This window comes from Sphingomonas sp. PvP056 (assembly GCF_040549155.1).
GTDB lineage: Bacteria > Pseudomonadota > Alphaproteobacteria > Sphingomonadales > Sphingomonadaceae > Sphingomonas.
This window is the reverse complement of record NZ_JBEPST010000003.1, coordinates 306,463-331,254: the sequence shown is the minus strand read 5'-3', so window position 1 is coordinate 331,254 and position 24,792 is coordinate 306,463. Positions and strand designations below refer to the sequence as shown.

39 protein-coding genes and 1 tRNA gene are annotated in these 24,792 nt (G+C 62.6%); 18 read left to right on the top strand and 22 right to left on the bottom strand.

The window, feature by feature from the left end; translation table 11 throughout:
- Positions 1-5: 5 nt before the first annotated feature.
- From ABIC17_RS09215 to ABIC17_RS09190, 6 genes are all read right to left on the bottom strand, one after another.
- Positions 6-1,424, bottom strand: coding sequence for a hypothetical protein (locus ABIC17_RS09215; protein WP_354281165.1), 1,419 nt, complete (start codon positions 1,422-1,424; stop codon positions 6-8).
- Positions 1,417-2,718, bottom strand: a complete 1,302-nt coding sequence (locus ABIC17_RS09210; protein WP_354281163.1) for a phage portal protein — start codon at positions 2,716-2,718, stop codon at positions 1,417-1,419. The genes ABIC17_RS09215 and ABIC17_RS09210 overlap by 8 nt, the downstream gene beginning before the upstream one ends.
- A gap of 134 nt (positions 2,719-2,852) precedes the next feature.
- Positions 2,853-3,128 carry a hypothetical protein gene (locus ABIC17_RS09205; RefSeq protein ID WP_354281161.1) on the bottom strand — a complete coding sequence of 92 codons (276 nt, stop codon included), beginning with the start codon at positions 3,126-3,128 and terminating at the stop codon, positions 2,853-2,855.
- A gap of 63 nt (positions 3,129-3,191) precedes the next feature.
- Positions 3,192-4,586, bottom strand: a complete 1,395-nt coding sequence (locus ABIC17_RS09200; protein ID WP_354281159.1) for a phage major capsid protein — start codon at positions 4,584-4,586, stop codon at positions 3,192-3,194.
- Positions 4,583-5,206, bottom strand: coding sequence for an HK97 family phage prohead protease (locus tag ABIC17_RS09195; RefSeq protein WP_354281157.1), 624 nt, complete (start codon positions 5,204-5,206; stop codon positions 4,583-4,585). Before ABIC17_RS09195 ends, ABIC17_RS09200 begins: the two co-directional genes overlap by 4 nt.
- 11 nt (positions 5,207-5,217) lie before the next feature.
- Positions 5,218-6,798 carry a terminase large subunit gene (locus ABIC17_RS09190; RefSeq protein WP_354281156.1) on the bottom strand — a complete coding sequence of 527 codons (1,581 nt, stop codon included), beginning with the start codon at positions 6,796-6,798 and terminating at the stop codon, positions 5,218-5,220.
- Positions 6,799-6,947: 149 nt separating this feature from the next.
- On the opposite strand from ABIC17_RS09190, the gene ABIC17_RS09185 reads away from it, so the two are divergent.
- Positions 6,948-7,202, top strand: coding sequence for a hypothetical protein (locus ABIC17_RS09185; protein WP_354281154.1), 255 nt, complete (start codon positions 6,948-6,950; stop codon positions 7,200-7,202).
- 26 nt (positions 7,203-7,228) lie between these two features.
- Here ABIC17_RS09185 and ABIC17_RS09180 read toward each other — a convergent pair whose 3' ends face one another.
- On the bottom strand, positions 7,229-7,798 hold the full coding sequence (locus tag ABIC17_RS09180) for a hypothetical protein (RefSeq protein WP_354281152.1): 570 nt from the start codon (positions 7,796-7,798) through the stop codon (positions 7,229-7,231).
- A 174-nt stretch (positions 7,799-7,972) separates the two neighbouring features.
- On the bottom strand, positions 7,973-8,335 hold the full coding sequence (locus ABIC17_RS09175; RefSeq protein ID WP_354281150.1) for an HNH endonuclease: 363 nt from the start codon (positions 8,333-8,335) through the stop codon (positions 7,973-7,975).
- Between the two features lie 829 nt (positions 8,336-9,164).
- Between ABIC17_RS09175 and ABIC17_RS09170 the strand changes: the two genes are divergently transcribed.
- The gene (locus ABIC17_RS09170; RefSeq protein WP_354281148.1) at positions 9,165-9,350 is read left to right on the top strand and encodes a hypothetical protein; all 186 of its coding nucleotides are present in this window, start codon (positions 9,165-9,167) and stop codon (positions 9,348-9,350) included.
- A 928-nt stretch (positions 9,351-10,278) separates the two neighbouring features.
- Entirely contained in the window at positions 10,279-10,413 is a 135-nt protein-coding gene (locus ABIC17_RS09165; protein WP_354281146.1) for a hypothetical protein, read from the top strand.
- A gap of 285 nt (positions 10,414-10,698) precedes the next feature.
- Here ABIC17_RS09165 and ABIC17_RS09160 read toward each other — a convergent pair whose 3' ends face one another.
- The 7 genes from ABIC17_RS09160 to ABIC17_RS09130 form a co-directional block, all read right to left on the bottom strand.
- Complete coding sequence (locus ABIC17_RS09160) at positions 10,699-11,367, bottom strand: hypothetical protein (protein ID WP_354281145.1); 669 nt, start codon at positions 11,365-11,367, stop codon at positions 10,699-10,701.
- Positions 11,368-11,413: 46 nt separating this feature from the next.
- Positions 11,414-12,010, bottom strand: coding sequence for a hypothetical protein (locus tag ABIC17_RS09155; protein WP_354281143.1), 597 nt, complete (start codon positions 12,008-12,010; stop codon positions 11,414-11,416).
- Complete coding sequence (locus ABIC17_RS09150) at positions 11,997-12,704, bottom strand: helix-turn-helix domain-containing protein (protein ID WP_354281142.1); 708 nt, start codon at positions 12,702-12,704, stop codon at positions 11,997-11,999. Before ABIC17_RS09150 ends, ABIC17_RS09155 begins: the two co-directional genes overlap by 14 nt.
- Before the next feature lie 34 nt (positions 12,705-12,738).
- Positions 12,739-12,948: a hypothetical protein gene (locus tag ABIC17_RS09145; RefSeq protein ID WP_354281140.1), complete on the bottom strand. Its 210-nt coding sequence runs from the start codon at positions 12,946-12,948 to the stop codon at positions 12,739-12,741.
- Positions 12,949-12,951: 3 nt separating this feature from the next.
- Complete coding sequence (locus ABIC17_RS09140; RefSeq protein WP_354281138.1) at positions 12,952-13,884, bottom strand: DUF2303 family protein; 933 nt, start codon at positions 13,882-13,884, stop codon at positions 12,952-12,954.
- A 30-nt stretch (positions 13,885-13,914) separates the two neighbouring features.
- A complete protein-coding gene (locus ABIC17_RS09135; RefSeq protein WP_354281136.1) occupies positions 13,915-14,313 on the bottom strand; it encodes a YfdP family phage-associated protein in 399 nt (132 codons plus the stop codon).
- Between the two features lie 91 nt (positions 14,314-14,404).
- On the bottom strand, positions 14,405-14,968 hold the full coding sequence (locus tag ABIC17_RS09130) for a hypothetical protein (protein WP_354281134.1): 564 nt from the start codon (positions 14,966-14,968) through the stop codon (positions 14,405-14,407).
- 131 nt (positions 14,969-15,099) lie between these two features.
- Here ABIC17_RS09130 and ABIC17_RS09125 point away from each other — a divergent pair, with 131 nt between their 5' ends.
- Positions 15,100-15,435, top strand: coding sequence for a hypothetical protein (locus tag ABIC17_RS09125; RefSeq protein WP_354281133.1), 336 nt, complete (start codon positions 15,100-15,102; stop codon positions 15,433-15,435).
- Here the strand turns inward: ABIC17_RS09125 and ABIC17_RS09120 are convergent.
- The 4 genes from ABIC17_RS09120 to ABIC17_RS09105 are packed head-to-tail and all read right to left on the bottom strand — an operon-like array spanning position 15,386 to position 16,463.
- Positions 15,386-15,910 carry a hypothetical protein gene (locus tag ABIC17_RS09120; protein ID WP_354281131.1) on the bottom strand — a complete coding sequence of 175 codons (525 nt, stop codon included), beginning with the start codon at positions 15,908-15,910 and terminating at the stop codon, positions 15,386-15,388. The two genes, ABIC17_RS09125 and ABIC17_RS09120, sit on opposite strands and share 50 nt — an antisense overlap.
- Positions 15,910-16,092: a hypothetical protein gene (locus ABIC17_RS09115; protein ID WP_354281129.1), complete on the bottom strand. Its 183-nt coding sequence runs from the start codon at positions 16,090-16,092 to the stop codon at positions 15,910-15,912. Before ABIC17_RS09115 ends, ABIC17_RS09120 begins: the two co-directional genes overlap by 1 nt.
- 3 nt (positions 16,093-16,095) lie before the next feature.
- Positions 16,096-16,236, bottom strand: coding sequence for a hypothetical protein (locus tag ABIC17_RS09110; RefSeq protein WP_354281127.1), 141 nt, complete (start codon positions 16,234-16,236; stop codon positions 16,096-16,098).
- Positions 16,233-16,463: a transcriptional regulator gene (locus ABIC17_RS09105; RefSeq protein ID WP_354281126.1), complete on the bottom strand. Its 231-nt coding sequence runs from the start codon at positions 16,461-16,463 to the stop codon at positions 16,233-16,235. Before ABIC17_RS09105 ends, ABIC17_RS09110 begins: the two co-directional genes overlap by 4 nt.
- A gap of 88 nt (positions 16,464-16,551) precedes the next feature.
- Here ABIC17_RS09105 and ABIC17_RS09100 point away from each other — a divergent pair, with 88 nt between their 5' ends.
- The 7 genes from ABIC17_RS09100 (at position 16,552) to ABIC17_RS09070 (ending at position 19,308) form a co-directional block, all read left to right on the top strand.
- On the top strand, positions 16,552-17,220 hold the full coding sequence (locus ABIC17_RS09100; RefSeq protein ID WP_354281124.1) for a S24 family peptidase: 669 nt from the start codon (positions 16,552-16,554) through the stop codon (positions 17,218-17,220).
- 9 nt (positions 17,221-17,229) lie between these two features.
- On the top strand, positions 17,230-17,649 hold the full coding sequence (locus tag ABIC17_RS09095; RefSeq protein WP_354281122.1) for an HIRAN domain-containing protein: 420 nt from the start codon (positions 17,230-17,232) through the stop codon (positions 17,647-17,649).
- A 67-nt stretch (positions 17,650-17,716) separates the two neighbouring features.
- Positions 17,717-17,974 (top strand): hypothetical protein, encoded by a 258-nt coding sequence (locus tag ABIC17_RS09090; protein ID WP_354281120.1) that lies wholly within the window; start codon positions 17,717-17,719, stop codon positions 17,972-17,974.
- Complete coding sequence (locus tag ABIC17_RS09085; protein ID WP_354281118.1) at positions 17,971-18,144, top strand: hypothetical protein; 174 nt, start codon at positions 17,971-17,973, stop codon at positions 18,142-18,144. The genes ABIC17_RS09090 and ABIC17_RS09085 overlap by 4 nt, the downstream gene beginning before the upstream one ends.
- Positions 18,144-18,512: a hypothetical protein gene (locus ABIC17_RS09080; RefSeq protein WP_354281117.1), complete on the top strand. Its 369-nt coding sequence runs from the start codon at positions 18,144-18,146 to the stop codon at positions 18,510-18,512. Before ABIC17_RS09085 ends, ABIC17_RS09080 begins: the two co-directional genes overlap by 1 nt.
- The gene (locus ABIC17_RS09075; RefSeq protein ID WP_354281115.1) at positions 18,509-18,943 is read left to right on the top strand and encodes a hypothetical protein; all 435 of its coding nucleotides are present in this window, start codon (positions 18,509-18,511) and stop codon (positions 18,941-18,943) included. The genes ABIC17_RS09080 and ABIC17_RS09075 overlap by 4 nt, the downstream gene beginning before the upstream one ends.
- Positions 18,943-19,308, top strand: a complete 366-nt coding sequence (locus ABIC17_RS09070; RefSeq protein ID WP_354281114.1) for a hypothetical protein — start codon at positions 18,943-18,945, stop codon at positions 19,306-19,308. The genes ABIC17_RS09075 and ABIC17_RS09070 overlap by 1 nt, the downstream gene beginning before the upstream one ends.
- Before the next feature lie 175 nt (positions 19,309-19,483).
- Here the strand turns inward: ABIC17_RS09070 and ABIC17_RS09065 are convergent, their stop codons facing one another.
- Entirely contained in the window at positions 19,484-19,744 is a 261-nt protein-coding gene (locus ABIC17_RS09065) for a hypothetical protein (protein WP_354281112.1), read from the bottom strand.
- Between ABIC17_RS09065 and ABIC17_RS09060 the strand changes: the two genes are divergently transcribed.
- From ABIC17_RS09060 to ABIC17_RS09050, 3 genes are read left to right on the top strand one after another with little or no spacing between them, the layout of a single operon-like run.
- Positions 19,743-20,324: a hypothetical protein gene (locus ABIC17_RS09060; RefSeq protein WP_354281111.1), complete on the top strand. Its 582-nt coding sequence runs from the start codon at positions 19,743-19,745 to the stop codon at positions 20,322-20,324. The two genes, ABIC17_RS09065 and ABIC17_RS09060, sit on opposite strands and share 2 nt — an antisense overlap.
- Positions 20,321-20,671, top strand: coding sequence for a hypothetical protein (locus tag ABIC17_RS09055; protein ID WP_354281109.1), 351 nt, complete (start codon positions 20,321-20,323; stop codon positions 20,669-20,671). Before ABIC17_RS09060 ends, ABIC17_RS09055 begins: the two co-directional genes overlap by 4 nt.
- Complete coding sequence (locus ABIC17_RS09050) at positions 20,668-21,213, top strand: hypothetical protein (protein ID WP_354281107.1); 546 nt, start codon at positions 20,668-20,670, stop codon at positions 21,211-21,213. The genes ABIC17_RS09055 and ABIC17_RS09050 overlap by 4 nt, the downstream gene beginning before the upstream one ends.
- 380 nt (positions 21,214-21,593) lie before the next feature.
- Here the strand turns inward: ABIC17_RS09050 and ABIC17_RS09045 are convergent, their stop codons facing one another.
- A complete protein-coding gene (locus ABIC17_RS09045) occupies positions 21,594-21,782 on the bottom strand; it encodes a hypothetical protein (RefSeq protein ID WP_354281106.1) in 189 nt (62 codons plus the stop codon).
- Positions 21,783-21,904: 122 nt separating this feature from the next.
- Between ABIC17_RS09045 and ABIC17_RS09040 the strand changes: the two genes are divergently transcribed.
- The 4 genes from ABIC17_RS09040 to ABIC17_RS09025 are packed head-to-tail and all read left to right on the top strand — an operon-like array spanning position 21,905 to position 24,556.
- Positions 21,905-22,792, top strand: coding sequence for a phosphoadenosine phosphosulfate reductase domain-containing protein (locus ABIC17_RS09040; RefSeq protein ID WP_354281104.1), 888 nt, complete (start codon positions 21,905-21,907; stop codon positions 22,790-22,792).
- On the top strand, positions 22,789-23,049 hold the full coding sequence (locus tag ABIC17_RS09035; protein ID WP_354281103.1) for a hypothetical protein: 261 nt from the start codon (positions 22,789-22,791) through the stop codon (positions 23,047-23,049). Before ABIC17_RS09040 ends, ABIC17_RS09035 begins: the two co-directional genes overlap by 4 nt.
- Positions 23,046-23,285: a hypothetical protein gene (locus ABIC17_RS09030; protein ID WP_354281101.1), complete on the top strand. Its 240-nt coding sequence runs from the start codon at positions 23,046-23,048 to the stop codon at positions 23,283-23,285. Before ABIC17_RS09035 ends, ABIC17_RS09030 begins: the two co-directional genes overlap by 4 nt.
- Entirely contained in the window at positions 23,285-24,556 is a 1,272-nt protein-coding gene (locus ABIC17_RS09025; protein WP_354281099.1) for a site-specific integrase, read from the top strand. Before ABIC17_RS09030 ends, ABIC17_RS09025 begins: the two co-directional genes overlap by 1 nt.
- An 81-nt stretch (positions 24,557-24,637) precedes the next feature.
- Here the strand turns inward: ABIC17_RS09025 and ABIC17_RS09020 are convergent.
- Positions 24,638-24,713: transfer RNA gene (locus tag ABIC17_RS09020), tRNA-Lys, on the bottom strand.
- Positions 24,714-24,792 lie beyond the last annotated feature (79 nt).

Genomic DNA, 24,792 nt, shown 5'->3' with positions numbered 1-24,792 from the left:
CCCGACTATTCCTTGTGCAGGTCGCGGCCGTCGCGACCCTTCTTGACCGCCAGACGCCAGCCGGTGTTGTTCCCTTCCGGCTTCTCACCGGTCGCGCGCTGCGCGATCCACAGCGAGCCGCCAAACGTCACCGCATCGCCGTGCTCGTAGGCGGTGCCTTCCTTGAAGACCCCGCGATCGAGCACGACGGGGAACGGGACCTTGAAGGCATATTCCTTCTCGCCCTTGGCGAAGACGAACCGCACTGTGCGACCATCTGGAAGAAGTTCGACCGCCATGTCTTCCGGGCTGGTGCCGTCGAGGCCATCCTTGCCGTCCACGCGGCCAAGGTCGATCATTTTGCCGTCGCTCAGCGTTAGGACGAGCGATCCGTTGCGGTCGATCACTGCCCCAGCTGCGCCTACGCCATCCTTGGCAGGGGGGATCGCGGCAACCGCGTCTGCGACGGACCGAACGACTTCATCACGGATCAGCGCGGCGACTGGACCGGTGAGGGACTCGACTGGGGCAGGGGGCGGTAATGCCGCGACGGCTTCGTCGACTAGCATTTTGACGGCAGCCGGGTCCGCGTCTTTGCCGTCGCGCGGCTGCGGCAGTTCGATCGCCGCAACCGCATCGATTACCAGCGACCGCACGAGTTCAGGATCGGCGTCTCGCCCAGGCTGCGCGGCCGGTAGCGCGTCGACGGCGGACTGTACAAGCGCGCGAACCTGTTCGAGATCGACGTCCTTGCCGGGCTTCCCTTCAGGGATTTTCACTGATGCAACGGCCTCGGCAACTAACGCGCGAACGAGCTCGGGATCTGCGTCCTTACCCGGCTGCGCAGGGGGCAGGTCCGCCACAGAAGCGAGGATCAGCGCCCGAACCTCGTTCATATCGACGTCCTTGCCGGGCTTCCCTTGAGGGATTTCCACTGATGCAACGGCCTCGGCAACCAACGCACGAACGAGCTCGGGATCTGCGTCTTTACCCGGCTGCGCAGGGGGCAGGTCCGCCACAGAAGCGAGGATCAGCGCCCGAACCTCGTTCATATCAACGTCCTTGCCGGGCTGCGCTTCCGGCACATCGATGGCGGCCACGGCCTCGGCGACGAGTGACCGAACCAGTTCAGGATCAGCATCTTTGCCGGGCTGGGGAGGCGGCAGGTTTGCGACGGCCGCAAGCACGAGCGAACGCACCTCGGTCATGTCGACATCTTTGCCGTCGCGGCCAGCCTGCGCGGTTGGGATCTCAATCGCGGCTACCGCCCGATTGATCATGCCAGCCAGTTCGTCGATGTCGACGTCCTTGCCCGGCATCGGCTCGCGAGCTTCAAGCTGCGCGATGCGCTCGAGCAGGGGGCCGGTCGCGTGCTCCAGCATGGCTGGAACGAGCTCACGGACAACCGCGGCGGTGGCTTGGGCGAGCGCCTTCACGTCAAGCATTCAGCGCCTCCCGGAACTCTTTTTCGAATAACGCGATCGTCGCGCGCGCCTGTTGCTCCGCGGCCGGATTGTCGTTGGCGGGCGCGGTCGGCGCAGCCGAGCCGTTGGCGGAGCCGCTGTTTGCGAACGGATCATCGCTGGCGTCACGTTTTGCCAACGCTTCGAGGCTGTAATTCTGCTGTTGGAGGTACGGCGTGTCGCCACCTTCCACCGGCCCTAGATCCAGACGGCGCCGCGCCTCGTTGATCTTCTTGATGCCAGCCTTGGTTCCGATTGCCTCGGCCTCGATCAGGGCCTTGGTGTCCATCCGCAAAAGCCCGTCCAGGTCGAACTCGGTGCCGAGCGCGAACCCCTCGCCAATGCCGAGGCCTTCATCGAGGCAAAGCTCAGCGGCTTCAATCAGTGACTGCAGCGCCTGAGTGTAATATTCGAGGTTCAGGCTCTCGACATTGCTGCTGGTCGGCAGATTGCCGATGCCGAGCTTGTAGGGCGGGACGTGGAAGGTCGAGCACACGACCTCGGCCGTCCACTTCAGCTGCTCGATCAGCTGCGCGTCGTCCGGAGTGATGGCCACCGTCTCGTACTTCATGCCGCTCCCGAGCACTGCCACCTTGCCCGCGTTCTTCCCGCCGTAATTCTGGTGCCAGTTGTCCTTGAGCTCCTGCGCTGAGCCCGCATCGATCGCCCCCGGTGCGACGAGGATACCGCCGGGGCGCGACTGATTGCCGAACAGGTTCGCCGAGTTGCCCTGGATGTTCAGACCCTGCGTTGCGGCCAAGCCATTTGCATACAGCGGTGATATCCCCACCAGCGGGTGGAACAGGCAGTTCCAGCGGTCATGGATGATTTCGCGCGCGGGGACGACGACGCCCCCTGTGATTCCAGAAATGTTGTCGCACTGAAGATCGTAGAAGATGCTCCCATCGTCCGCGATCAGCGGTTGCACGCGGCCGGGATCGAGGACGTATAGCCCGGTCACAAGGCCGCGTCCGTCGCGCCGCTTCAACACGTAGGTATTGCCGCGCGACAGCTTGGAGAGAAAGTACGCCTCCCAGAATTGGATCCGGGTTTGGAAGGGGTTTGGCTTGCGCAGCACGGGCGAATAGGCGGTCTTTGTCGTTTCTGACCAGATGCCGTGTTCGTCCTGCGCGACGAGCTTCACGCGCAGCTTCGAAATGTCGGACGCGATGAGCGTCATGCACGCGAACACGGCATGGAATGCTAGAACTGCGGTCTGATTGACCTCGACGTTCTGCTGCCAGGCACCGCCGTAGCTTTCGCGAACGATCGGCATCCATGGCCCCGATGGCGATGTGACGGTACGCGCGGACCGCTCGGTAAGGATCGGCAAGCCACCCTCTACCAGCGCAGGCAATGCGGGCTCGGCGGAAGGGTTTGACCTGCCAATGTTGAGCCCGAACAGCCGCATTACGCGCGCGATGCCTTGGCGATCTCGTCCTTGAGGCGTTTCTCACCCCAGCGAGGACCGACCGCGATGCCGAGGTTCGTTGCTTCGTCGCGCAATGCCTGATGCCCGGCATCGTCCGACGCACTTTGCTGCCCCGTTTGTTCGACCGGTGCAGGCCGCGCCTTCTTGATGGCAACGAGGATGCGGGCGTCCTGATTGCTCGCCTGAAAGGGGTCACCCGCGGTCAGTGCGCGCGTGGCGTACCGCAAGTTTCGGGTGGCGATGAGATCGGGCATGATGCTCTCCTTCGGGTAAACCGGCGGGCGGAAACCCGCCCGCCGATTCAGTTTGCGGTCCGCTTAGGCTTCGGGATCCGCAGGCTCGCCCCAGCGAACGGCCGTCAGGTACGCGACCGCGGTCGCGCGGCGACGCCGCCAGTTGATGGTGCGCTCGGCGCGCAGGCCGACCAGGTTGTTCTGCCACAGCGAAACCAGCTGCGTGCCGGTACCGGTAAGGCCATCCTGAGCGAGGTCGCTGTTCTTCATTTCCAGCGACGCTTCGCGGCTCATATCGACGGCGATGTCGCCCTCGTCGGCCTCGTAGATGTCCAGGGCGTTGACCAGCGCGACCGTCGACCCGGCATATTCCGAGACGATGACCGGAAGGCCTTCGAAGGTCCCGCCGAGCATGGTCATGCCCGAGAATTCCTTCTGGCCCAGCGCGTTGCTCATCATCGACAGGCCGAGCGCGTTGGTCGCCGACATGATCCAGACGCCGGTGGTGAGCGAGTTGTTCGCGGCAATGAACGCTGCCATCACAGCGCGTGCATCAGCACGAACCGCATCGGCGTCGCGGCCGACCGACGCCCGCGCGGATGCACCGTGCGTCACCGAGGCCGGTCGGACGGTGTCCACGCCAGCATTGGTCGGATCGATGAACGCGAGATCCTGCGTCTCGACCAGTGCGGCCTTGAGGGCGTCGCGGACGATCGCTTCCGAGCTCGGGTTCGAACTGCGCACGTTCTCCTCGGTGAGAACGGCGATATTCGCGACCTTGAGCCGGCCGAGCACATCGCGCTTGAAGTCGAACGACGTCAGTGGCTTGGGCTTCCCTTCGCCGACCCAGTAGCCCTGGCCGCCGCCGGTCTGAAGAATGACGGGCTCGTCGAAGCCGATCTTGCGCAGCGCCGGGATACCGTTCGCGCCGAACTTCCCGAGGATCGTTGCCGGGCGGAGGAACTCGGCGAAATCGACGAACGCCGCACCTTCCGGGCTATGCAGGGCAGCGGCCCAACTGCCGGGCTGGTTCGAGCCCGCCGCGACCGCGGCCTTGACCGTGCCGACCACGTCACTGTCTGCGCCATACATGCGCTCGGCGACTGCCATCACCGGCTCGGAATCGAGACGCGAGACGGCACGAGCCTTGGCATAGCGCGCAAAGGCAATGCCGGGGGCGAGCTTCGGCTGCGCCTTGACGATGATCGATCCGCCACGCTGCTCGGATGCGGTGTTCGGATCTCGCACGTCCTCGATCGGCCGCGCCGACTTCGCCATGGTGCGCTCGGCGACGCGCAGCCGGTCGAGGTGCTTGTCGATCGACTCGATGTCGGCTGCATGGCCGTCATATTCTTCCGACTGCGCGGCATCGAGGGTTGCGCCGTCGGCTGCTGCCTTGGTCATGATGGCTTCCATGGCGCCGACGCTGGATGCGCGCTTCGCCTCGTAAGCCGTGATCTGTTCCGCGAATTTGGTCACTTCGTGTTCCTTCGAATGGTCTTGATGACGAATGGCTTCGCCCGGTCGCGGGCGGGGTCATCCAGCTTCACCACTCGAACCGATTTGCCGGACGCGGCAGGCTCAGGGTTGGCAGGGATTTCGGGGTCGGGGATGCCGGCCGCGTGGCGCAGGCCGGTATCGATCGACTTGATGGCGGTGATGATGGCGTCGGCGTTGGCCGGGATCGTCACCGCGGAAAGCTCGAAGACTTCCACTTCGGTAAACCGGATGCCGCCCGCTTCCATGTAGGCGTATTCGATCGGTCGGAAGCCTATGCTGGTCGCACGAACGAGGCCCAGCTTGATCGACTGCCAGGCCAGGTCGAGCATGTCCTTGAGGAGCCCGGGCTCGTCCGTCTTGGCGATCTTGGCCTTGAACGGGATGCCGTTCGCCGTCGGCTGGCCGAATTCGCAGGTGCCGACCGGCTGAGCATGGTTGTGCTGCCACAGGAACGGCATGGGATTGGTGAACTTCACCCCCAGCGGTTCGATGATGTCGCCGACGCGATCGACGCTGGGGGTCGTCGCGATACCTTCGATGGTGCGCGCGTCTTCGTTGACCGCCTTGATCGCAAGGACGCTGTATGCCCTGTTGTCCATAGGGGTGCCTTTCAGATGAACATGAATTGCGGCCCCGAACCGGCGGCTTCCGGGTTGCGGGACATGAGCACCACCGCGTTGAAGGCGGCGATGAGGGGGTCGATCTTCGCCTTGCCGGCGACCTGCTTTGTGATCAGCACTGCGTTTCCGCGCTGCTCGGCCTTCGCGTTACCGGCGCACCAGGCCATCATGCGCTGACCGGCGTGGATCAGTGTGCCGTCCTTCAGCTTGCGCTCGGTGCCCCATACAGCGCCAGAAAGCCGGAAGCCCTGGCTGATCGCCGGGATCTGTTCGATCGTGAAACCGCGACCGGTCAGTTCGTCGACCAGCGACGTGATCCCTTGCGGATCGAGCCCGATTGCCGCCTGGTCCGGGAAGAGCCCTAGGTCCTTCACCCGCTCGAGCAGATCCGCGACCTCGATCAGGTCCTGGGTCGGCGAGATGCATTTCACCAGCGACCCCTCGGCCGCGAAGTCGTTGAGGTTGGAGGCTATGTCCTTGCGGCGATCGAAAACGTCCTGCTGCGCCCATGCCCGGCACCAGAGCAGCCATTGTTTGGTGACTTTGTGCCGCCCGAGGAGCGCCAGCCCCATCAGATCGTCTAGGCCACCGCCGTCGCCGCCGGCGACCACAACCTCGACGATCTCAAGGAACTGGTCGAGCGAGCCGTCCCAGACATCCGCCGCTGCCTGCGCCGCCTGCCAGTAGAGAGCCCCGACCCAGGCATCGTGGCGAAGACCAACGCCGATCTCCACATTCAAGTGCTTGGCGTAAAAGACCTGTTTTGTGCCGTCCTCGGCGTTCTCGACCTTGCGGAACTCGCTCTCGAGCCACTTCTGGCTGACCGACAGGCCGAGGTTCGGGTTAGTAACGTAGAAGTTGGCGGGGTCGAGGTGCTCGCCCGCTTTGACCATCTCGTCGGGAAACTCGTAGAGGACCGGCAGGCTCTCCGGGTCGTTGATGACGCCGTCGCGGACGTCGCGAAAATAGGCCAGCTTCTGCTTGAACACCCCTGCGGGCGGCTCGTCCGACTGCGTCGTCAAGTAGAGAGTGTATCCCTCGGGCCGCGATACCTGCCCGCCGGTCGCCTCGCGCAGCATCGAATCCGCCGTCGACTTCTTGCCGAACAGCCAAAGCTCATCGACTAGGACCCGGCTGGCCTTCTTGCCGGACACCGTGGCGCTGTCGGCGGCGACGACCTTCAGGGTTGCCTTCGTGACCCGGTGCGTGATGAGCCGGATGTGCTCCTGGATATGCAGAAGCTCGGCAAGCTCATCGTCCGCGCGGATCATCGCAAACGCTGGCTTCGAACTGTTGCCGGCGACCTCGATCGTCGGCGCCAGGATCAGGTTCTCGTCTTCCTCGCGCCAACCGCAAATGAGCTCGGTGAGCATGATTCCGGCAGCGAGCGTCGACTTGGTATTTTTCTTCGAGATCAGGAGCAGGAACTCCCGGATCATCTGCTGCCCGGTCTCGGGGTCGTAGGCACCGAAGATCGCCGCCACAAAGTCGAGCAGCCACTGGTCGGATGCCTCGCCGAATGTCGGTCGACCGGGAACGTCGACGATCTTGAGCGAGGTGAACACCGCCATCTTGGCGTCGGCCGAGGCCGGGAACAGCGGAGCGAACGGGATCAGCGATCGCCGCTCTCGAATACTGCGCTTCCAATCAAGGTTCGCAGTCGACCAAGTTACCACTTCTCGGTCTAGGCTTGGGACAGCGGAGGCTTGCCAGCGGCCATGTGAATGAAGTCGTACGTGGCTCGGGCGCGATGGCCACCCGCCTCGAAATATGCGTGGTCGACGTCCCAAACGGCTGGGCGAATGCCCGTGAGCCCGTCGAGATTGGTGGCGGCAGAGACAAATCGAATTGCGCTTCGCGGCCTGCCAAGCTCGCGAAGGATCTCAAGACAGTGAGCGCCATGATGAGCGATATTTGCAACGAGGTAATAGCTGCCATTGGGCAGCGCGGCGAGTTGTCTCGTCGTCCGCCCTAATCTGCGATCAGACATCGGCAGCTCCCCTAATTGACTGCTTTCAGCTGGGGCGGCCCGATCGACGCAAAGCGCGACGTGCCACCCAACTGCGTAGCGCGTTCTTGCTGCGCTGCCTTTTTGCCCTGCGGTGCGGAGGCCTCGTTCAGAGTCTTGAACGCCAGTGCGAGGGTCTTAAGATTGTTGGCCCGGCTGCTCAGGCTGACCGAGCGCATCATCGCTTCCCGCCGCGCTTCCTCGTCGTCGCCTTCCGTCGCCGCGACGATCATATCCTCAAGCTCGCCGCGCCGCGTCGTGATGGTGTTGAGCTCGTCGAGCATGCGCCAGACCAAGCCGCGTCCGTCATCGGCGAGGACGACGGGGTCGACCGGTTTGGAAGGGTCGACAGCCGGCGGAGGGGGTGGGGATAGCTGAGGTTCGCACTGGTTCGCACTTGGCGGGGTGCGAACCAATCGAACCCACTTTTCGGCCTTTGCGCGCTTGCGAATAGCCGTGTCGGAAATTGCATGCCGATCGGCTATTTCTCTAATGGAATCTTCGTTGGCGCAGTATTCGAGTTCAATTCTTGGCCAGTCGACAGTTGGGCGGGAAGTCTTCATCGCATCGGTTCCCGCGGCCTAGTTCGCACCCCGGATCGCTCCAGAGGAATTTTTTCTCTGCGTGAGAGCCATACCGGTCTAAGGCGTCGACCCACCCCGAAGTCCGACCCACCCCCCCCGGTCTGGGGCCGCGTCAGGCCGCGCAGGAGGACCGCCAGCGCACCGCAGGGCGCGTCAGGCTCCGCGCATACCCTCCGCCTGCTCCTCGCGCTGCTTTGCGCTGTCGTGGCAGGGTTTGCAGAGGGTCGTCAGGTTGCCTTCGTCCCAGAACAGCTCGGCGCTGCCGCGGTGCGGGGTGACGTGGTCGCAGACCAGCTTGGCGGTGTCGCCTTCGAGCTTGCCGCACCGGGTGCAGGTGAAATGGTCCTTGACCAGCTGCGCCCAGCGTAGGCGACGCCAGCGCGTGGTGTTGTACCATGCCCGCCAAGGCGAGAACATTTTGCGCTCGGCCTCGGGCTTTCGCTCAGGCGCTGGCAGGTGGCCGCGCATCGGGCTCAATGAACCGAGGCGGCTAGGCAGCGTCTTTAGCTTGGCCATGACAATCCGGTTTAATTAACGTGTTGTTCACCTCTCGCTATTAAGACGAGAAGGCCGCCAAAAGAACGGCGGTAACATCAAAACTCACCACCCGCAGCGCGTAGAGTATTTGCGGGTGGTATTTTGACTTTGTGTGTTTCTATAACTTTATGTGATACGCCGGCTGCGAACGGCCTATACTGTCGATCTACCTATCGGATGCCTATGCCTCGTGTCGTCGCTGCGTCGGCGACGGGCCGTTCTGACCGATAAGGGGAAGGCGGTAATCCACGATGAAACCGTTCATGACAAACAATTCATCAAAAAGGCAGGCTTTCTAGGCAGTTAGCTCTTTTACTCAGACATATGCATGGTATTGGGGCCGCACTGCCCCTCCAAGGCAGCTCTCAGTACACTCACTTGCCCGCAACGATCCGTCGTTGCGGGCAATTTTTATAGCGCTGACCGCACACGTACCTTTCCCACCATCGGTCCGGCCAATAGGAGCACGGTCGATTGCTAGCGTCTTTAGCCGCGTGCTCCAGTGCGTCGCATGCTGCCAACCAATCTTAGGTTGCTTTAAGTCAATATGCGCCGATACCTAGCCCGGTCACGCTCGTTTACTCCAGCGAGCGAGGCAATCTCGGGGGAGAGGTTCACCCGCGCCGCCGGTTGTCATCGAAGCGCGGGTGAACTTAATTGTGCCGATGACCGAGGCGGGGCCAGTTGAGCACGTAGATTGCTCCACTCAGCTCAGTGGCCTGCAAACGCAGGAACGTCATTGACCAACTTTGGTTAGGCGCTCGTGCAAATAAAACACGACATTGCCGTCCGAGCGAAAGCCTTTGAAATGATCAATCGCTTTGCCGACCGTGCCGCTGACGAGGCCACGTTTGAGGTCACGTCAAAGATTGCTGCGAATGACATCGATGGTGCACTTGCGATGGATCAGGTTCGTCGGGCAATTGTTGAAATTGCCGGCGTCGGGAAATCGCAGAACGGAAAGTTTAGGCGAACTGAGACCCGCGCAGGTTGATGGCTTCGTACTGCTCCAGCAGAGCGGTAACGTCGGTAACAATATCTACCTGCTCTCGCCGAACTCGAGCTGACGCGTCCGCGGTAGGGGTTCCATCGCGACCGTCGTGGACCGTGAAACCGTTATCCAACAGCCATATCGTATCGGCGGCGCGTGAACGTTGGCGGCGCAGATGCACCGCCCATTGCTCTATCAGTCCCGCGGGAACCTGCCGTTCAATCTCACCCATGGGACAGCCATATGGGCTTACGCCTAAACGCGCGCTTACCAAGCTGATGTTGCGCAAGAAAGTTCAGCGCTCCCGCGTCGCTACTGTCGCATTCGCATCTGGCCTACTGTCACAGTAGACACCGAATTGGGTTTCCGTTCGACCATTGTGCTGAAAGAATTGTCTTTCCCTCACCCAAATCGATAAATATTTTGGTACGTACGAAAGATATCTAACAATCGCACGACATGGTACTGAAGGCTTGCCGGTCGGCAGTCCGGCGTGTTTGCTTACAAGTAGACAGTACCTAGCCCGCGGCGATTTTTCGCTGCGGGCTATTTTTCGCTTGCCTCGGTGCGGTTTTGATCTGCCCTCATCACAAGGCAGCCGAGCGCAGTTGCGCAGCGAGGACTTATGTCTTGCGCCGTGTGCCTGGGTAAGGTGGCGGGTTTCGAGGATGAGGACCTACGCAACCAGGCCAATCCGGTCTTAAATTATCGTTGGAGAACAACGATTAGGGGCTATTAAACCAAAATTGTTTTGTTATTTTGGGGATGTCGGAGTTCTCACCGACCGTGTTTCCTCCCTCCAAATCGGAAACGCTCCCTGGCCCGCAATGATGAGTCGTTGCGGGCCATTTTTCGGATCTCTGCGTCGCGGGAAAGGATGAGCAACGTGATAGCTGTTGATAGCATCGTTCGTCATAGAGGTGAAGGTCGTATGATGCTGGTGAAGGCAGTCTTTCACGACGAGGATGGAAGCCCCAACCAAGTGGAATGCGAGTTCTTCGACCAGGGCGAACTCACAACAGCCTGGGTTCATGTCAGCGAACTGGATTTAATGACGCGCGGCTAAAGGCTGTCGTCAATCACGAATGCAATCGGGTCGCTATCCAGCATTCACGATATAACAATTTCTCCCCACCATCAGACGGCCGATCATGGGCATTCCCGACCGCCTATGTCTCGCGTCGCGCGCGTCGGTGAGGGGGTGTGCTGACCGCCAGAGAGCGGAACAGTCAGCCAACCGAACTGTGAATTAGGTTATCGCCATGCCGTAGGACAACCGTCCGAGCATTAGCTCTCGCGGGGTGGGCGTGCGCATGAGAACAAGCTCAAGATCATCTGCGCCAGATGCCGATCAAGCGGCTATAGAAGCTTCGCTTACATCATGCGGTGACAAACGCCAAGCCTCAATCGTCATGGTGAGTGAACCGCCGAAAGCGACAACCGCACTGCGCCCATCGCTTTTTGCGATCACGCCAGTTATTCCAGCGAGCGACGGCTGATCGGTGACGGACACCTGCGCGCCAACCGCGAATTCGTGCCGTTCTGCGCGCAAGGCTCTCTCCCGCTCGCGTTTGGTACGCAACGCAGCGACACGAATGCGACGCTGTTCCTCTCGCGTCTCCGCATCACGGAGAGCTCCGATATGCTTGGCAGCGAGCCGCTCTTCTTCCTGCAGGCCGGACACAGAGGTATCTCCAATCAGGGGAATCCGCCCGGCTTGAGAGAAGATCGAAAATGGTGGATGCTGGTGTGCAGGGTCGCCAGCGATATGGGCCAAGTTAGACAGGCCGCCGACCCGAGCGAACACGAACGTCGGCAAGATTGGCAGGTCAATCTCGATCGTGGCTCTCCGGCCCTTCGCATCGGGCTTTCCATGCGGTCGCTTGATCGTGCGGGTAGGCGTCCAAACGTCAAAGCCCGCCTCGGCGAGCGAGCGGGCTAGGTTGAGCGTCCGGCCGCCCGAGGTGCGTAGGATGCACCAATCCGTATCGTCCCTGCGACGTGCTGCCTTCCTACTCATATCCCACCCCTTGAACCTTGATACTGAATTGAATGTCCGCGGTGCTTCATGTGGTCCGCGCTTGCTCGACCGGCTCGGACAGCACTGCGTCGATCTGTTCTTGCGTAAAGCTTCCCGTCGCGAGCCCCATTTTCTTGAACTCAGGCCAACCGTCCAGACGGCTGAGTGCGCGGATATTGGCGGGCGAGATAGGCTCGGAACTGACATCGTCGTCGGGCAGCATGGTGGATGGTTTGGCCGCCCACGCGATCGCATCTGCCAGCTGGCGCAGACGACGAAGCGCTACCGAATGCCGGATCGTGATGGCCGCAGCCTCGTCCCGGATGACCGTCTCGACCTCGTTCAGGAACTTCATCGGTCGATGCAGCGCAGATGTGGCGGCTTCGCGCGTAACGCGACCGGGCAGGTCTGCCAGCGCGATGCACATCACCTTGATCCACGCGTCTGACTGTTCGGGCGACAGCGTGGGCGCGATCTTCGTTGCGATCATCGCCAGATCGTCGCCGAGCAGCGTCGTCAGCGCACCAGCGGCTTCCGGATTGCGGCGCGACTTGCCCTTCGGTTCAGCCTCGGCAAGCGGCACCAAGCCACGTTCGTAAGCCGCAATCACCCTGCCGATATCAACGCCGTCAGCCTGCGCCATAGCCGAGGTCAGGTTCCACATCGTGCTGTTCGCGAAAGCGCCGACGGCTCTCGATTGGTCCGCTTGGTCGGTCGTGGTGAGGTCGTTTGCCATTCTTCGGTTCCCACTTTTTCGAGTTCTTGACCCAGGTCCTCCACGACGCTTGCCAGTCGTGGCTCGTGGTGCCGTTCGCTCGATGGTAATCGGCGAAATGCTCCAGCTCCTCGTCGAGGCGACCAGGTGGCCAGACGTTGACGCAATCCGCCGTCTTCCCGCTCATCGTCGGAATGAAGCTATCGGGAATGCTGGTGGCGCGCTTCGGCGGGCGCGCCCCCAAAGAGGGCGAAGCTCTCTTTGGGGTATTGGTGGTTCCTGACGTATTGGGTGCAACGGCTGCGGGGGTTTTGCGCAAAGGCTGCGGGGGCGCAGCATCTGCGGGGGTGTTATCGCTGCGGGGTGCAGCGCCTGCGGGGGTTAGCGTGTAGAGACACCCTTTCCCTGGCTTCTGATCCCGAGTCAGATACCCGCGCTTTTCAAGGCTGATCAGCGCGCCTTGAACGGTCCGTTCGCTCTTGCTGGACTTCTTCGCGATCTGGGCAATCGAAGGCCAGCAAATACCCTCGTCGGAACACCAGTCCGCGAGCGCAAGCGCAATCAGCTTCTCGCTGTCGGGTAGGTCGAGGTCCCAAACGGCTGACATGACGCGGATGCTCATGGTCTGCCCGCCAAGACGCGGTCTTCGCGGTTCATCAGAATGGCACCTGTTCGCGCAGCAGCGGATCGCGGGCGACCTGCTCATGCACCTTGGTCGCCGCGCCGATGCGCGCGCGTTCGTTGAGAATGGCGCGGCTGGCCTTCCGGCGCTGAAGACGAGCATCGAGCTCGGCCTCCAGCGCCCGCCGCCGTGCCCGGGCGAAACGTTCCTGCTGAGAAAGAAACAGGGATGCCAGCCGCAGCACCGCTTAGGCTTCCGGCTTGCCAATGAGGACCGGAAGCTCGGTCTCGATCTTCACGCGCTCGACCGCTTCGGAGAAGGCGTGGTCGAATGTCCGGTCGGTGCGCCAGAGCTCATACCAGAACGTCAGACGTCCACCGGCCTTGCGGTACCGGAGGCGCGCGGCGATCCGGTAGAGCGGCCCGTTGTTGAAGACCGGGATCCCGATCAGGAACAGCGACGGCACCTTGAGCGGCGCGCCGGCGGCGTCGGTGTGTTCAGACTGGAAACGCACCACGCCTTCACCAGAGGACAGGTTCACCGCCTCCTGAACGACCGCGCTCTCGTTGACCTGCAGGCCGCGCGCTAGTTCCATCAGCTTGTTCGGGGTGGCCACGGTGTCGCCGCCACCGAGGGTGTCGATCAGCCGCTGCACGTCCTCCGGCAGGCTGTCCTCGCCGGGGATGACGTAGAGCACGTCGATGATGCGGTTCTCGAGGAACGCAGCGAAATCAGCCATCGACATCGGCGTGGCGTTGCTGTCGTTCCAGGCCTTCCATTCGTCCGACAGGGGGAAGCCGAACAGGCTGCGGTGCTTGCCGAACCGAGGATCGCCGCCAGCGCCGACGCGGTGATAGTCGAGCACCGCGGTGATCGACGGCTTCTCGCGGTTGTCGTCCGCGAACACGATGCTGTCCGTGTCCTTGAATCGATTGATGTGGTCGATCAGGCTGTCGATCGAAAGCAGCGTCGCCGCGCCCTGCCGATACCGCGGCGCGTCGCGGTACTGGTCGAAGATCGTCGGCGTCAGGGGCGTGACGCTGTTGCCGGACCGGACGGCCAGCGCGACGACGCCGGTCGACGGTTCGGTGATCTCGACGACCTCGGCCTTGACGTATGTCTCGACCAGGTCGCGAACTTCGGTGACGATCCCGTCACCCTCTACGGTAGTGGTGTTCATGACTTCTCCCTTCAGTGGTGATGGTGTGGATCAGCTGACGTCCCGGAAGCCCTGGCTGCGGACTTCGCGGACGCCGAACAGGTTGCCCTGGTGCGGATTGCTGGGGGTGAAGCGACCATCCTCGGTCGACCACATCACGCTGTTCTGACGCTTGGCTTCCGGCACATCGACCTTGTGCTTCGCCTTGATCGTGAACACGCGGCCATCGAGGCCAAAGTCCAAGGTAAGGGTCAGCTTGCCGCGCGCTTTGCCGCCGCCTTCGATGGCGTTATTCGCCATGTCGCTCGACAGCTTGCGCAGCACCTCGGAGAGTTCGGCGTCGAGTTGGCCGTCCTCGAGGAACCGGACGAACTCGCCGAAGCTGTTCACCGCTGGCTGGACACGGTTGCCTTCCGCCGCGCGCGGGGGGTCGTCTTGATCGATCAGCACATTCATTCTCCCTTGGTGTTGAACTTGGTTGGCAGTCACCGGACGCGCGTTTCGCGCTCGTGCGGGCGGCTCCAGATGATCCCGGCAGGCATCAGTATGCCTGCGCCTGGTCGCGCTCGCGGCGAATCCGCTGAGCGTCGCGAACATTGGCGAGAACGCGCGCCGTATGCGCCGCGGTGCCGGGGATCTCTGGTTCAAGGGCCACGCGCGCTTCGGTTGGCGACAGGCCGCTGCGCGTCAGGTCCCGGTACGCTTGAACTAGGTGGCTCGGCAGCCAAGGCATCAGGGTTCGGGCCATCGACAGCGAGCGTCGAGCCTTAACCTCCGGCACGCTGCGCGCCGCGAGAGCCTTGGCCTGCGATTCCGGCGTGTGAAGCTTGGTCGCGACCATTCTGCGACCATGCTCGCGACGGCGCTCCCGCTCGGCTTCCGGCATGTTGACCATGAAGTCGGCCATGCGGGCACGGTTCGCCTCTTTGACGTCGGGGCGAGCGTGGTGGGCGGCGATACCGGCGGCTCGCCGAGCCTTGATGGCTGGATCGTTCCTCAAGCGGTTGAGCGCGCAGGGTTTGCAACGACCCTTGGAGGTCTTGCTGATCGCGGTGGTGCAGCCATCCTCGATGCAGATTCGCGGGGCAGGGGTCAGGGCGCTCACCGGCGACGTCCGTCGCGACAAGGCGCGCAACGTCCGCTGACCAGACGAGGGCTGTCGTCGCCGCACTCCTCGCATTCGCCGGGCGCGCCTACTGGCACTGGCTGGCGCGCAGCCTCAAGACTTAGGCGCAAGTGAAGGTCGCTGATTTCGGCGGCCATATCCATTTGATCGGCCATCATGCCGTTCCCTGGATGAGGCGGTTCATTCGCAGCAGGCGCGAAACTGGCACCGTGCACGCACTACTGATGGGCAAGAAGCCCAAGCGTTCGCCGCCAGTGATCACAACATGTGACATTGGCAGCACCGCCGCAGGACGCAGATTTTCTCCGGCGGAAGCGACCGTCGTCGCCACCACCCTGATAGTGTTCGGCATTGTCATTTACTCCCTGCCGGTCGCGCCGGCGCTAAACCTCAGTTTCAGATCGATCGAAGGCCTGTGGGTGCGCGGTGATCGGCGATCTCCTTGAGCCACTGGCCGGTGAGTGCGTGAACGCGGAGGATGTGTTGCTCCATCGCGATCAGTTCCTTGTGCGTCTTGACCGTGCCGCCATCACTGGAAGGCGCTTCCGCCTCGGCGATCTGCGCGAGCAGCGTCGCAATAGGCAGCGTGCCGTGCTCAGCTGCGACTTCAAATCCCACCGACCGCACCAGCTCGAAGCCGTAGAGCCGAGCGACGTCGTCGAGCGCGTGCGGGCAAGCCGTCGTCGCGTCCCACAACCGCTTGGGTCCAGGCATCGCGCCGCGCAGCTGGATGTTCTCCAAGCCCTTGCTCGACAGGTCCATCGCCCCGGCGAGCGAACGTTTCTTTGCCGCGGTGTTCGAGCAGCGCGCGAGGCCGCTCAACATCGCTGCCCGGAACTCCGCTTCGTTAACGTCACGATTTTCAGGAACGACGCTGCTGCACTGCGGCGATACTTCCGCATCATGGAAACGATCACTCATCACTTGGTCCCTGTCTCGTGAGCGCGCTGAGCATCGCTGACGATGCCCGCATATTCGGCGTCGGAATGGCTGCAGACGCCTTGGCGGCAGACTGCGCAGCGGGTGCCGCGGATGGCGTCGAGCTTACCGATCAGCGGATCGATCCACTTGGCCGCTTCGGCTTCGTCATGAGCGTGCGTCATGGCTTACTGGTCTCCGATGCGACGATTGTGGCCCGCCGGTCGCGAGGACGGTTCGGCTGTGACCTTGCGCAAAGCGGGGCCGATCAGCAGGCCAAGCCCGACGGAGACGACCGACCAGAACGCAATCGTGTCGACGATAATCATGCTGCCTCCTGCTGGGGCACCGCAGGTGCGGGATATACGTCGGGGCGCAGGTCGTGACGGGAGATCCCAGTCTCGCGCTCGCATGCCAGAACCAACTCCGCCGGCAGCGGGTTTTCACGCATCATAAGATACGACACTCGCTGCTGCGACGTTCCGATCCGCCTAGCGAACTCAGACTGATTGTCGCCGCAGGCGGACAGGGCTCGTTTAAGGGCTTCGTGGCTCATGAGTGAAGGGCATACAAGGCTCTTGTGCGTCAATCAACAAGAAACTTGTGAAAGCAACCTCCCCAAAACTCTTGTAGGTCTGCTGTCGATGGACATCGACGTGAAACGGGCGTGGCTGATAAGCGAGCGCGAAAAGCTGGGCTGGAACCAATCGGATCTGGCGAAGCGCTCTCAGCCGTTTGCCGACCAGGCTGGCTATGAGGTCAAGTTCAATCAGCAGCTGATCTGGAACTTCGAGAACACCGGCAAGAAGATGCCCGGTTGGTTCCGATACGCTGTCGAAGCGCTGAAAGCCGGCGGATCAGCAGAAGAGGACGATGCTCGCATCTCTAACGAGGCGGAGATCGTCGACGCCGTGATGATCGAACAGTTGCCCACGTTCGTTGGTGCGGGCGGCGGTGGCACTGGTGAGGGGGATCTGCGGTCGATCGCGTTCTCGCGTGGCTTAGTCGAAAGCCTGCGCATCTCGCCAAGTGAGCTGCTCTCGATCGAGGTCGAAGGCGATTCTATGGAGCCAACGTTCCGCCCTGGAGATCAGCTGCTCGTCGATCGACGGAAGACCAACACCGCCCAACCTGGCGCATTCTGCCTGTGGGACGGCGATGGATACGTGGTGAAGTTCATTGAACGCATCGCCGGTACAGAGCCGCCAATGGTAAAAGTGATCAGCGAGAATGCTAGGTACGCCAGCCAGCCCCGTTTGGTCAGCGAAATCAAGGTCATGGGGCGGGTTGTCTGGGTAGGGCGCCGGATTTAGGTTCGCGCGATGCCCATTAGCGAGTTCAGTTTGGCAGTCGTTGGCGTCCGCTTCCCGAACAAAGACAAGAGCAACCGACGTTTTGAGATCATGATTTGCCCACCGGGCGAACTGGTAGAGTTGCGCCCGGAGCCGAAGAACGAGCACGACTCAAACGCAATTGCGGTCCTTTCCGCGCGCAATGTGCAAATCGGTTACCTGACCGCAGAGCGGGCGCCTTGGATCGCTGGCATGCTGTCACAGGGAAGGGAAATCCGGGCAATTTTCCAGTCGGCATCGGAGTTTGGAGCGATCGTCCGCGTCGCCTTCGACGGCGCTGAACCACATCTGCCGGACGTCGAAGCCGTCTTGCCAAGCTCATACCGCCAACAAATGACGCCTGCTGCCGATGACGACTTTTATCCGGACTACATCCCCCCGCACGACTAAATCACAAGAGTATTGTTGACTATCTACAAAACCCTTGTTAGACCGCTTCATCAGCCCATGACGGGCGATGGAGATCGACGTGGCATCGCTACCACCCGAAAATACCGAAGAAACTGCGGAGCCGATCGCGTGGGCAGGGGGCGATTGCCCAGTCCCGCCGCAGACGATGGTGCAGGTCCGGTGCGTCTTCGAGCGCGAGTTCGATCACACCCAGCCGGCGCGCAAAGCGGCGGCTTGGGCACGCCGTTGGAACCGCGATTACGGCGATGAGTGCGGCATCACGCACTACGTGATCGTTGATGGCGATGTGGGGCAGGCGGCATGAACGCCCCGCAGCATTCCGCGCAGTTCGCTCTCCCATTGCCCACCGTCGCCGAGCTTGAACAGACGGTTGAGGACGCCCGCGCCGCCGCTGAGCGCCCGGAGCCCCTGTGGCTTTCGGTCACGCTGCCCCTTGTGGTCGTTTTGGTCATCGTCGTGCTGGTCGTGATCTGATGATCCGCGTCGATATCCGCCCGCGCCAGCGCAACAGTCACAAGGCTGATGCCGACCGCCGCTTCCCAACCCACCTCGCCTGGTTGCGCAAGCGTCCGTGCCTGCTCGCCGGGCGCGCGGGGCACATCTGCGAAGGCGTGATGGAGGCCTCGCACTCCGACGCCGACGGCATGAAAGGCCTTTCGCTCAAGTCGCCCGACTATCACGCTGTGCCGCTGTGCTCGGGCGCGCATCGGGAGAAGGACAGCATCGGTCTGCGCACCTGGCAGGCCAAGTATAGCGTCGATCATCTTGAGGCGGGCAGGGCGTACGGCAAAGCATCGCCGCACCGCGCGCGCTGGGCGCACGTCGAGGGCGCGCCGCGGTGATGCGCGACCCCGATCTTGACCTTGCGATCGTGGAACTGCGCCCGGTCTTCGCCAAGATGCGGGCTGAGCGCGCCAAACTGCGGCACGAGAAGGTCCGCAACGACCTGAACACGCAGGCTGCGGTTTCTTCGTATGTTCGCGAGCTTGCGTCAGAGATCGGGCTGCGGGCGGACCGGATCAGGCTCGGTTACGATGCATTTATCGCGATCCTCGCTACCGACGCTGCCGAGATCAAGCGGTCGCGGATCAACCGCAAGCCCTCCGCTCGGCAAATGACAGCGGCTCTCGAGGCTCAGCGCAAGGACTGCGCTGAGCACGTCCGAGTGACCCTGGCCGCCCTAGCGCGCGCCGACGCCGATCATCGCGAGGCCGTGCGCCTTGATGCCGCCGCGCGCGAAGCGTGCCGCGCCTACACGGGATATTCGAACTGATGGAACGACAGGCGCAATTCGTCGGGCGTCAGCCCGAGGTCAAGATCATCACGCCGTCCAAGCCGAACCCTTGGTACGGGGCGTTCGAAGAGGGCAAGCCGTTCACTGAGCAGCAGGTTGCGGCCATGATATCGGCCGGGATCACGCCGGTTGGCTGTGAGGCCATCGAGGTCAAGCGCAACGCGACGGACCGGGAATACTACTGGCCGCTCAACTCGCCGCCTCCTTACTTCGCTTTCCAGTGCCCCGTCATCGGCCGCCGCGCCGACGGGAAGATCAAGGTCATTTCGCCATCGGGTTCGCCCCAGTTCGTCCGCAGTGACGGATGGGTCGGCGCGCCTGGCAAGCCGCGGAGGGATTACTGATATGAGGTCCTACCTCGACACCGAAGACAGCAAGTGGCGGCGCCAGCAGCGCGACCGCGACAACAAGCCTGTGTGGCCGCTTAAGCGCGACTTGGGCGCTCGCCCGGTACGCGAAGGAGACGTGCTGGCGACGCTCCATTGGCCCGATGGATCAGGGGAGGTCCGGCACCATGGATCAGAAGTCACCCGGATCGAGGATCACTGGTTCGGACGGACGCTCAAGAGCGCCCTGAACTTTGCGCGTCGCCGCTTCGTTCAGGCTACCCCGATTAGCTTCCACAACCTGACTGGGCGTTCGGTCGCCAATCAGCCCGAACATTTGCTCCAAAGTGTCGAGCGAAACTTGGAAGGTCAGGGGCTTACCCCAGCGCCACGCCTGCATCGAAATTCGATTGACCGACGGGGCGTACTCAAACCTCACGAAAGCTTCGGTCATGACTGATCGTTCCAACACCATTCCTGCGGCTACGGTGCCCATGGAATCTGCCGCACGCCAGTTGCTTAACGCGCAGCTCTCCCTGGGCGCCGATCAGTACGGGCAGAGTGCAAGCGGAATGACGTTACATCAAACAGCTAACAGGGCCGCAGCTACCGCTTCGGTGCCCGTCATCAACCAGTTTTTGCAGTTGGAAAGACATTCCACGAACGAGCGATTCCCATTCGCCTGGGCTTCGGCTGTCGCGTCCAGCTCCAAGAGTTTCATAGCTAACCTGCGCCCGCAGCCGTCGGGTCGAGCTGAAGACATCAAACTCCACACCCGCGTCTCGCGCTTTCGGTTGGCTCGTATCGACCATGTAGCCAATCATAGTGGTGCCTCTCCGAAACGTCGTATTCAGCAAGTGATCACGTCGGTCCCGAGACGCAAGGTCCAGATTAACTTAGTTAATTCCGATTTGAACCGGGATCCAGAGGCGATGCTGTGCGCAGCGTCAATCGTCGTCACCGCACGTCCGGCCACTGGCTTTGGAAACATGGACCTGATGCGGACCCTCTGTGATCAGCGGGTGCGGTCATGATCGACCGGTCGGGAATTGATTTCGCCGCCGCCGCGCCGATCATCCAGCGGCTTTCCGAGGTCGTGGAAGCGCTGGGTCACGCCGCAGGCGTCAGTGCCGTGCAGACGGCCGGCAGCTTCGTCTCCTACCTCGCCGAGCATCCGGAGGACATCGAGCCGCTGCTGAGGTTCGGCGCGTCCGAACTGCCGGAGGACTGGATCCATTACGGCTGCCTGACCTGGATGGGTGCCGACGGCAAGCTTCACCACCCCGAGGACGTCCGCCGCATCGTCGGCGCTCCCGAGACCCCCGTCTATTTTCGGCATGCCCCGCGCAGCGCCGCCCCTCATCGTGGAGATGCGAAGTGATCACCAAAGCTTTGATCTTGAGCCATGCGGCTGCCGTGGGCCTGACCTGCACAGCCGTCAAAGTCGCGCCGCCGGTATACCACGCGGTCAAAACGCAGTTCGCCAAGGCCGCCGAACATCGTCGGTCCACCGGAAAGCCGCAGGGCCATAGCAAGCCCGCCGCCGCTGCCCCTGTGTGCCCGCCGTCCGGCATCGCCACGATCGGAACGCTTCCGGACCTGTCGCGCCCACTGGTGGCGATGGATAGCGACTTCGAGGACGCGGTCCTTTCCGGTTCGACGATGCAGAGCGCCGCGCGGTCGCCGTGGGGTGGTGCTGTCCAGGCATCACCGATCGGATTCGTCCGGCCGGGCGGGGCAGGCGGGGTCGGGACCGCGCCGCCCGCCGCCGGCACCCCAGTCGCCAAACCGACCAACGATGCGCCAGTGTCCGCTCTGCCCGAGCCTAAGACCTGGTTCTTCATGCTCGCAGGGGTGCTGCTTATTGGTGCGATGCTGCGTCGTGATCGTGCAGGACGCCTGACCCTGAGTTGGATGCAATGATGGCGCTCGTCTATCACGGGACACCGATGACCCCACGTTCAGCACTCCTCGCACAAGCGGGTAGAGCATTTTGCGTCAGCTATTTCTGTCCACGTGATGCCGCTGATGTCGAGGTGATCGGTTCGCACGTTATGTACGACAACGGCGCGTTCAGTCTCTGGCAGCGGGCATTGCGTTTGGGGATGGACGTTCGAGGTCCTGGGGACTGGTCCGCCTATTTCGATTGGCTCGATGCCCGCCTTTGGGAGCCTGGGCGCTGGGCGGTAATTCCGGACGTGCCCGGGCAAGCGTCCCAGTTGAACGACACTCTCTTGGACGAATGGCCTCACGGAAGGTCAAAGGGCGCACCTGTCTGGCACATGGACGGACCTATCCGCCGCTTAGGCCGACTGTGCGAACGCTTCGATCGCGTGTGCCTCGGCTGGGTCGGCGATGGGCCTGCCGAACGTGCCGTTGGCTGTGGTGCCTATCGTCGGCGCATGGATGAGGTCGCGTCGCTGTTCGGCAATAGCTGGCATCCCCTGCACATGCTTCGCGGCGTTGCGGTTGGAGGCGATTATCCGTTCCACTCCGCTGACAGTACGTCGCTCGCACAAAATGGCCACCGTTACGACAGTCCTATGGACGAGCTCTTCGGAGACCCTTGGCGCGGTCGAACCGCATACGCGCAAAGGCTCGAGAGGATGGCAGCATGAGCGACCTTTACGCTGCCGACCGATGGGCGATCGCACAAAACGAGCGCATGGCCGCCGCTAAGGCCGTCAACATTGCGCGAACTATCGAGCGTTCTGCGGCTATCCTTCGGCAGGCAGTCGACCAGTTCAATCCCACCGACATCATTTCTATGGTGTCGGGCGGCAAAGACAGCGCGGCCTCGGATCAGGTCGCACGTGAGCTTGGCGCGCAGATCAGGTTCGTCATGCACGGAAACACCCGCTGCGGCATTCCCGAGACCACCGATTTCGTGCGGGCCAATTACGGCGCGCTGGGCGATTACGTCGAGGCTGACGCAGGTACCGCCTATGAGGATTACGTCCTGCGCAAAGGGTTCTTCGGCAAGGGCCTAGGAGCGCCTGGCTTCTCATACCGCGTCCTTAAGGCCACTCCGTTCCGGAAGGCCGTGTCCAGAGAGATCCGGAAGGGCAAGCGCGATGTGCGCGTGCTGTTCCTCAATGGCGCGCGGAAAGACGAGAGCGAGAACCGCAAGGCGAACCTCGAGCCGTTCCGGCGCGACCCGGCCAGCCCCGGCAACATCTGGGTCAATCTCATCCACGATTGGGACCAAAGCACTCGCGACGCATATCTCGAAAGCCGAAACGTCACGATCAATCCGGTCGCGACCCAGCTTTGCCGGTCGGGCGAATGCATGTGCGGCACGATGCAGACCGAGCAGGAGCGTATGGAAGCCTCGGTCCTGTACCCGTCGTGGGGCAAGTGGCTGAGTGAACTGGACGCCGAGGGGCGCCGTCTGCACGGCTTCGGCTGGGGTGAGGCATTCCCTCAACCGGTTGATCCCCGCCAGTTCGATCTTTTCCAACCGATGTGCACAGGCTGCACCCGTCGGGAGCAATTCGCATGACCACCCCAGCAAGTGAGGCACATCAGTGTTGGTCAGCCGACCAGACCGCCTACCTGCGCAACCTCGACCCGGAAGACCGTATCGCCTGGGCGGTGCTCTACCAAAGCGCGCCGGTCCGAACCGAGAGCGGCAGCACCAGCCATAGCCTGAACTTCCCGGTCCCGATCGTCTCGGCATACGCGAACGAGCCGGAAGCGGTCGCCCGCCGCGTGGTCGAGATCCTGAACAGGCATTGGGACGAGGAGCCCACTCAATGACCCGCGCTCTAGCGACGCTGCCCGACTGGCCCGCCGCGCTCACGGAAGCCGAAGCGCTCGAATACACCCGCGTCAGCGTGGCGCAGATCAAGGAGTGGCGCGACCGAGGCACTGTGCGCTTCGTGCCGCGCGGCCGCAACGGCGCCGCGATCGCGCGGCGTTCGGATCTGGATGCGGCAGTGGCTGCTATGTTTGAGAACGGCTCGGCCACCGGCACGGACGGATGGTTCGACTGATGGCACTCGATCGTCTTCCAGCCTACGTCCGCAAGCTCCGTAATGCGGCCGGTGAGCCCGTCTATTATTGGGAACTGCCTGCATGGGCGCGCCCGGTGAAGGACGAGAAGACCGGGGCGATGGTGCCCGCAATGCGCAACGGCAAGCCGATGCTCCTTGCCTCGGAAAAACTCGGCTCGGATATGGCCGAGGTGCATCGCAAAGCGCAGTTGCTGAACGCAGCGCTGACCGACTGGCGCAAGGGCGCGGAAGGGGCTTCGATGGTCCCGGGCAGCGTTGAGTGGCTGTTCCAATGGTACCGCAAGCAGGCGCGTTTCACCTCGAAAAAGGCGAAGACCCGGGCCGATTACGGGAAGCTGATGGATATGCTCGCAGCGCGGGAGACCAAGAAGGGCGCGCCGCCGTTCGGCAAGCGCCGGGCCGCCGACGTTGATGCCGCCGCTTCCGACCGGCTGTACGAAATGCTGCGCGCGGATACCGGGCCGCGCCAAGCGAGCTACGCCATGCAGGTCTGTCGCCTGGTTTGGTCGTGGGCGACGCGACATTACAAGGTAACGGGGGTCAAGGAGAACCCGTTCATGGGAATGGGGCTCACAAGCACCGCGGCCAAGGGCAACCGGGCGACGTCGCGCGCCGAATACACCGCCTACCGCGCGAAGGCCGTCGAGATGGGCTTCCAGTCGATGGCAACCGCCGCCGCGCTGTGCTTCGAGGGATGCCAGCGGGTGTCCGATGCCTTTGGCTATGTCGATCCGGACGCGCCGGACCGCGCCGCGATCGTTTGGGAAGGCTACCAGCCCGGGGTCGAGATCACGCTCGTCCAGTCCAAGACCGGCAACCCCGTAACGCTGCCGCTATTCGAAGAGGTTCCGGGCGAGGGGGGCGGCGTCGAGCGCGTGCCGCTGTATCCCGAACTCGAGGAAGAGCTCGCGCGGTCCCGCGCAGCGACGAGGTCCGCGACCGGCCCGATCGTTGTCGAGGAGCGCAGCGGCAAGCGCTACGTCGAGCGGCGCATGTCGAACGTCCATCGCAAGATCTGCGACGCAGCCGGGTTGCCCAAGGACATGACCTTCACCGGCTTCCGGCATGGGGGCATCACCGAGATTGGCGACGCGGGCGAAGACGACGTGCGGCCGGTTTCCGGTCACAAGACGCTCGCTGTCACCCGGATTTACAACAAGGCGAACGCGGAAAAAGCGCGTCGAATCGCTGGTGCACGACGCCGGCATATCGCCGCAGTCGGGGCTCTGGACGAAGCGAGAACGAAATGAGTTTGTCGGAAAGCGTGTTGGAGAACATGTCGGAACGCTCGCGCGCCTCGACAGAAAATCCAACGATCTCAATGTGAAGAATGGTGGACGCACTTGGGCTCGAACCAAGGACCCGCTGATTAAGAGTCAGCTGCTCTACCAACTGAGCTATGCGTCCATTCCCGCTTGGTAGGGACAATGCCGAAGCGCTGTCGTTGCCGGGAGGCGGTCGGTTAGCAGTGTGGGCGGATGTTGCA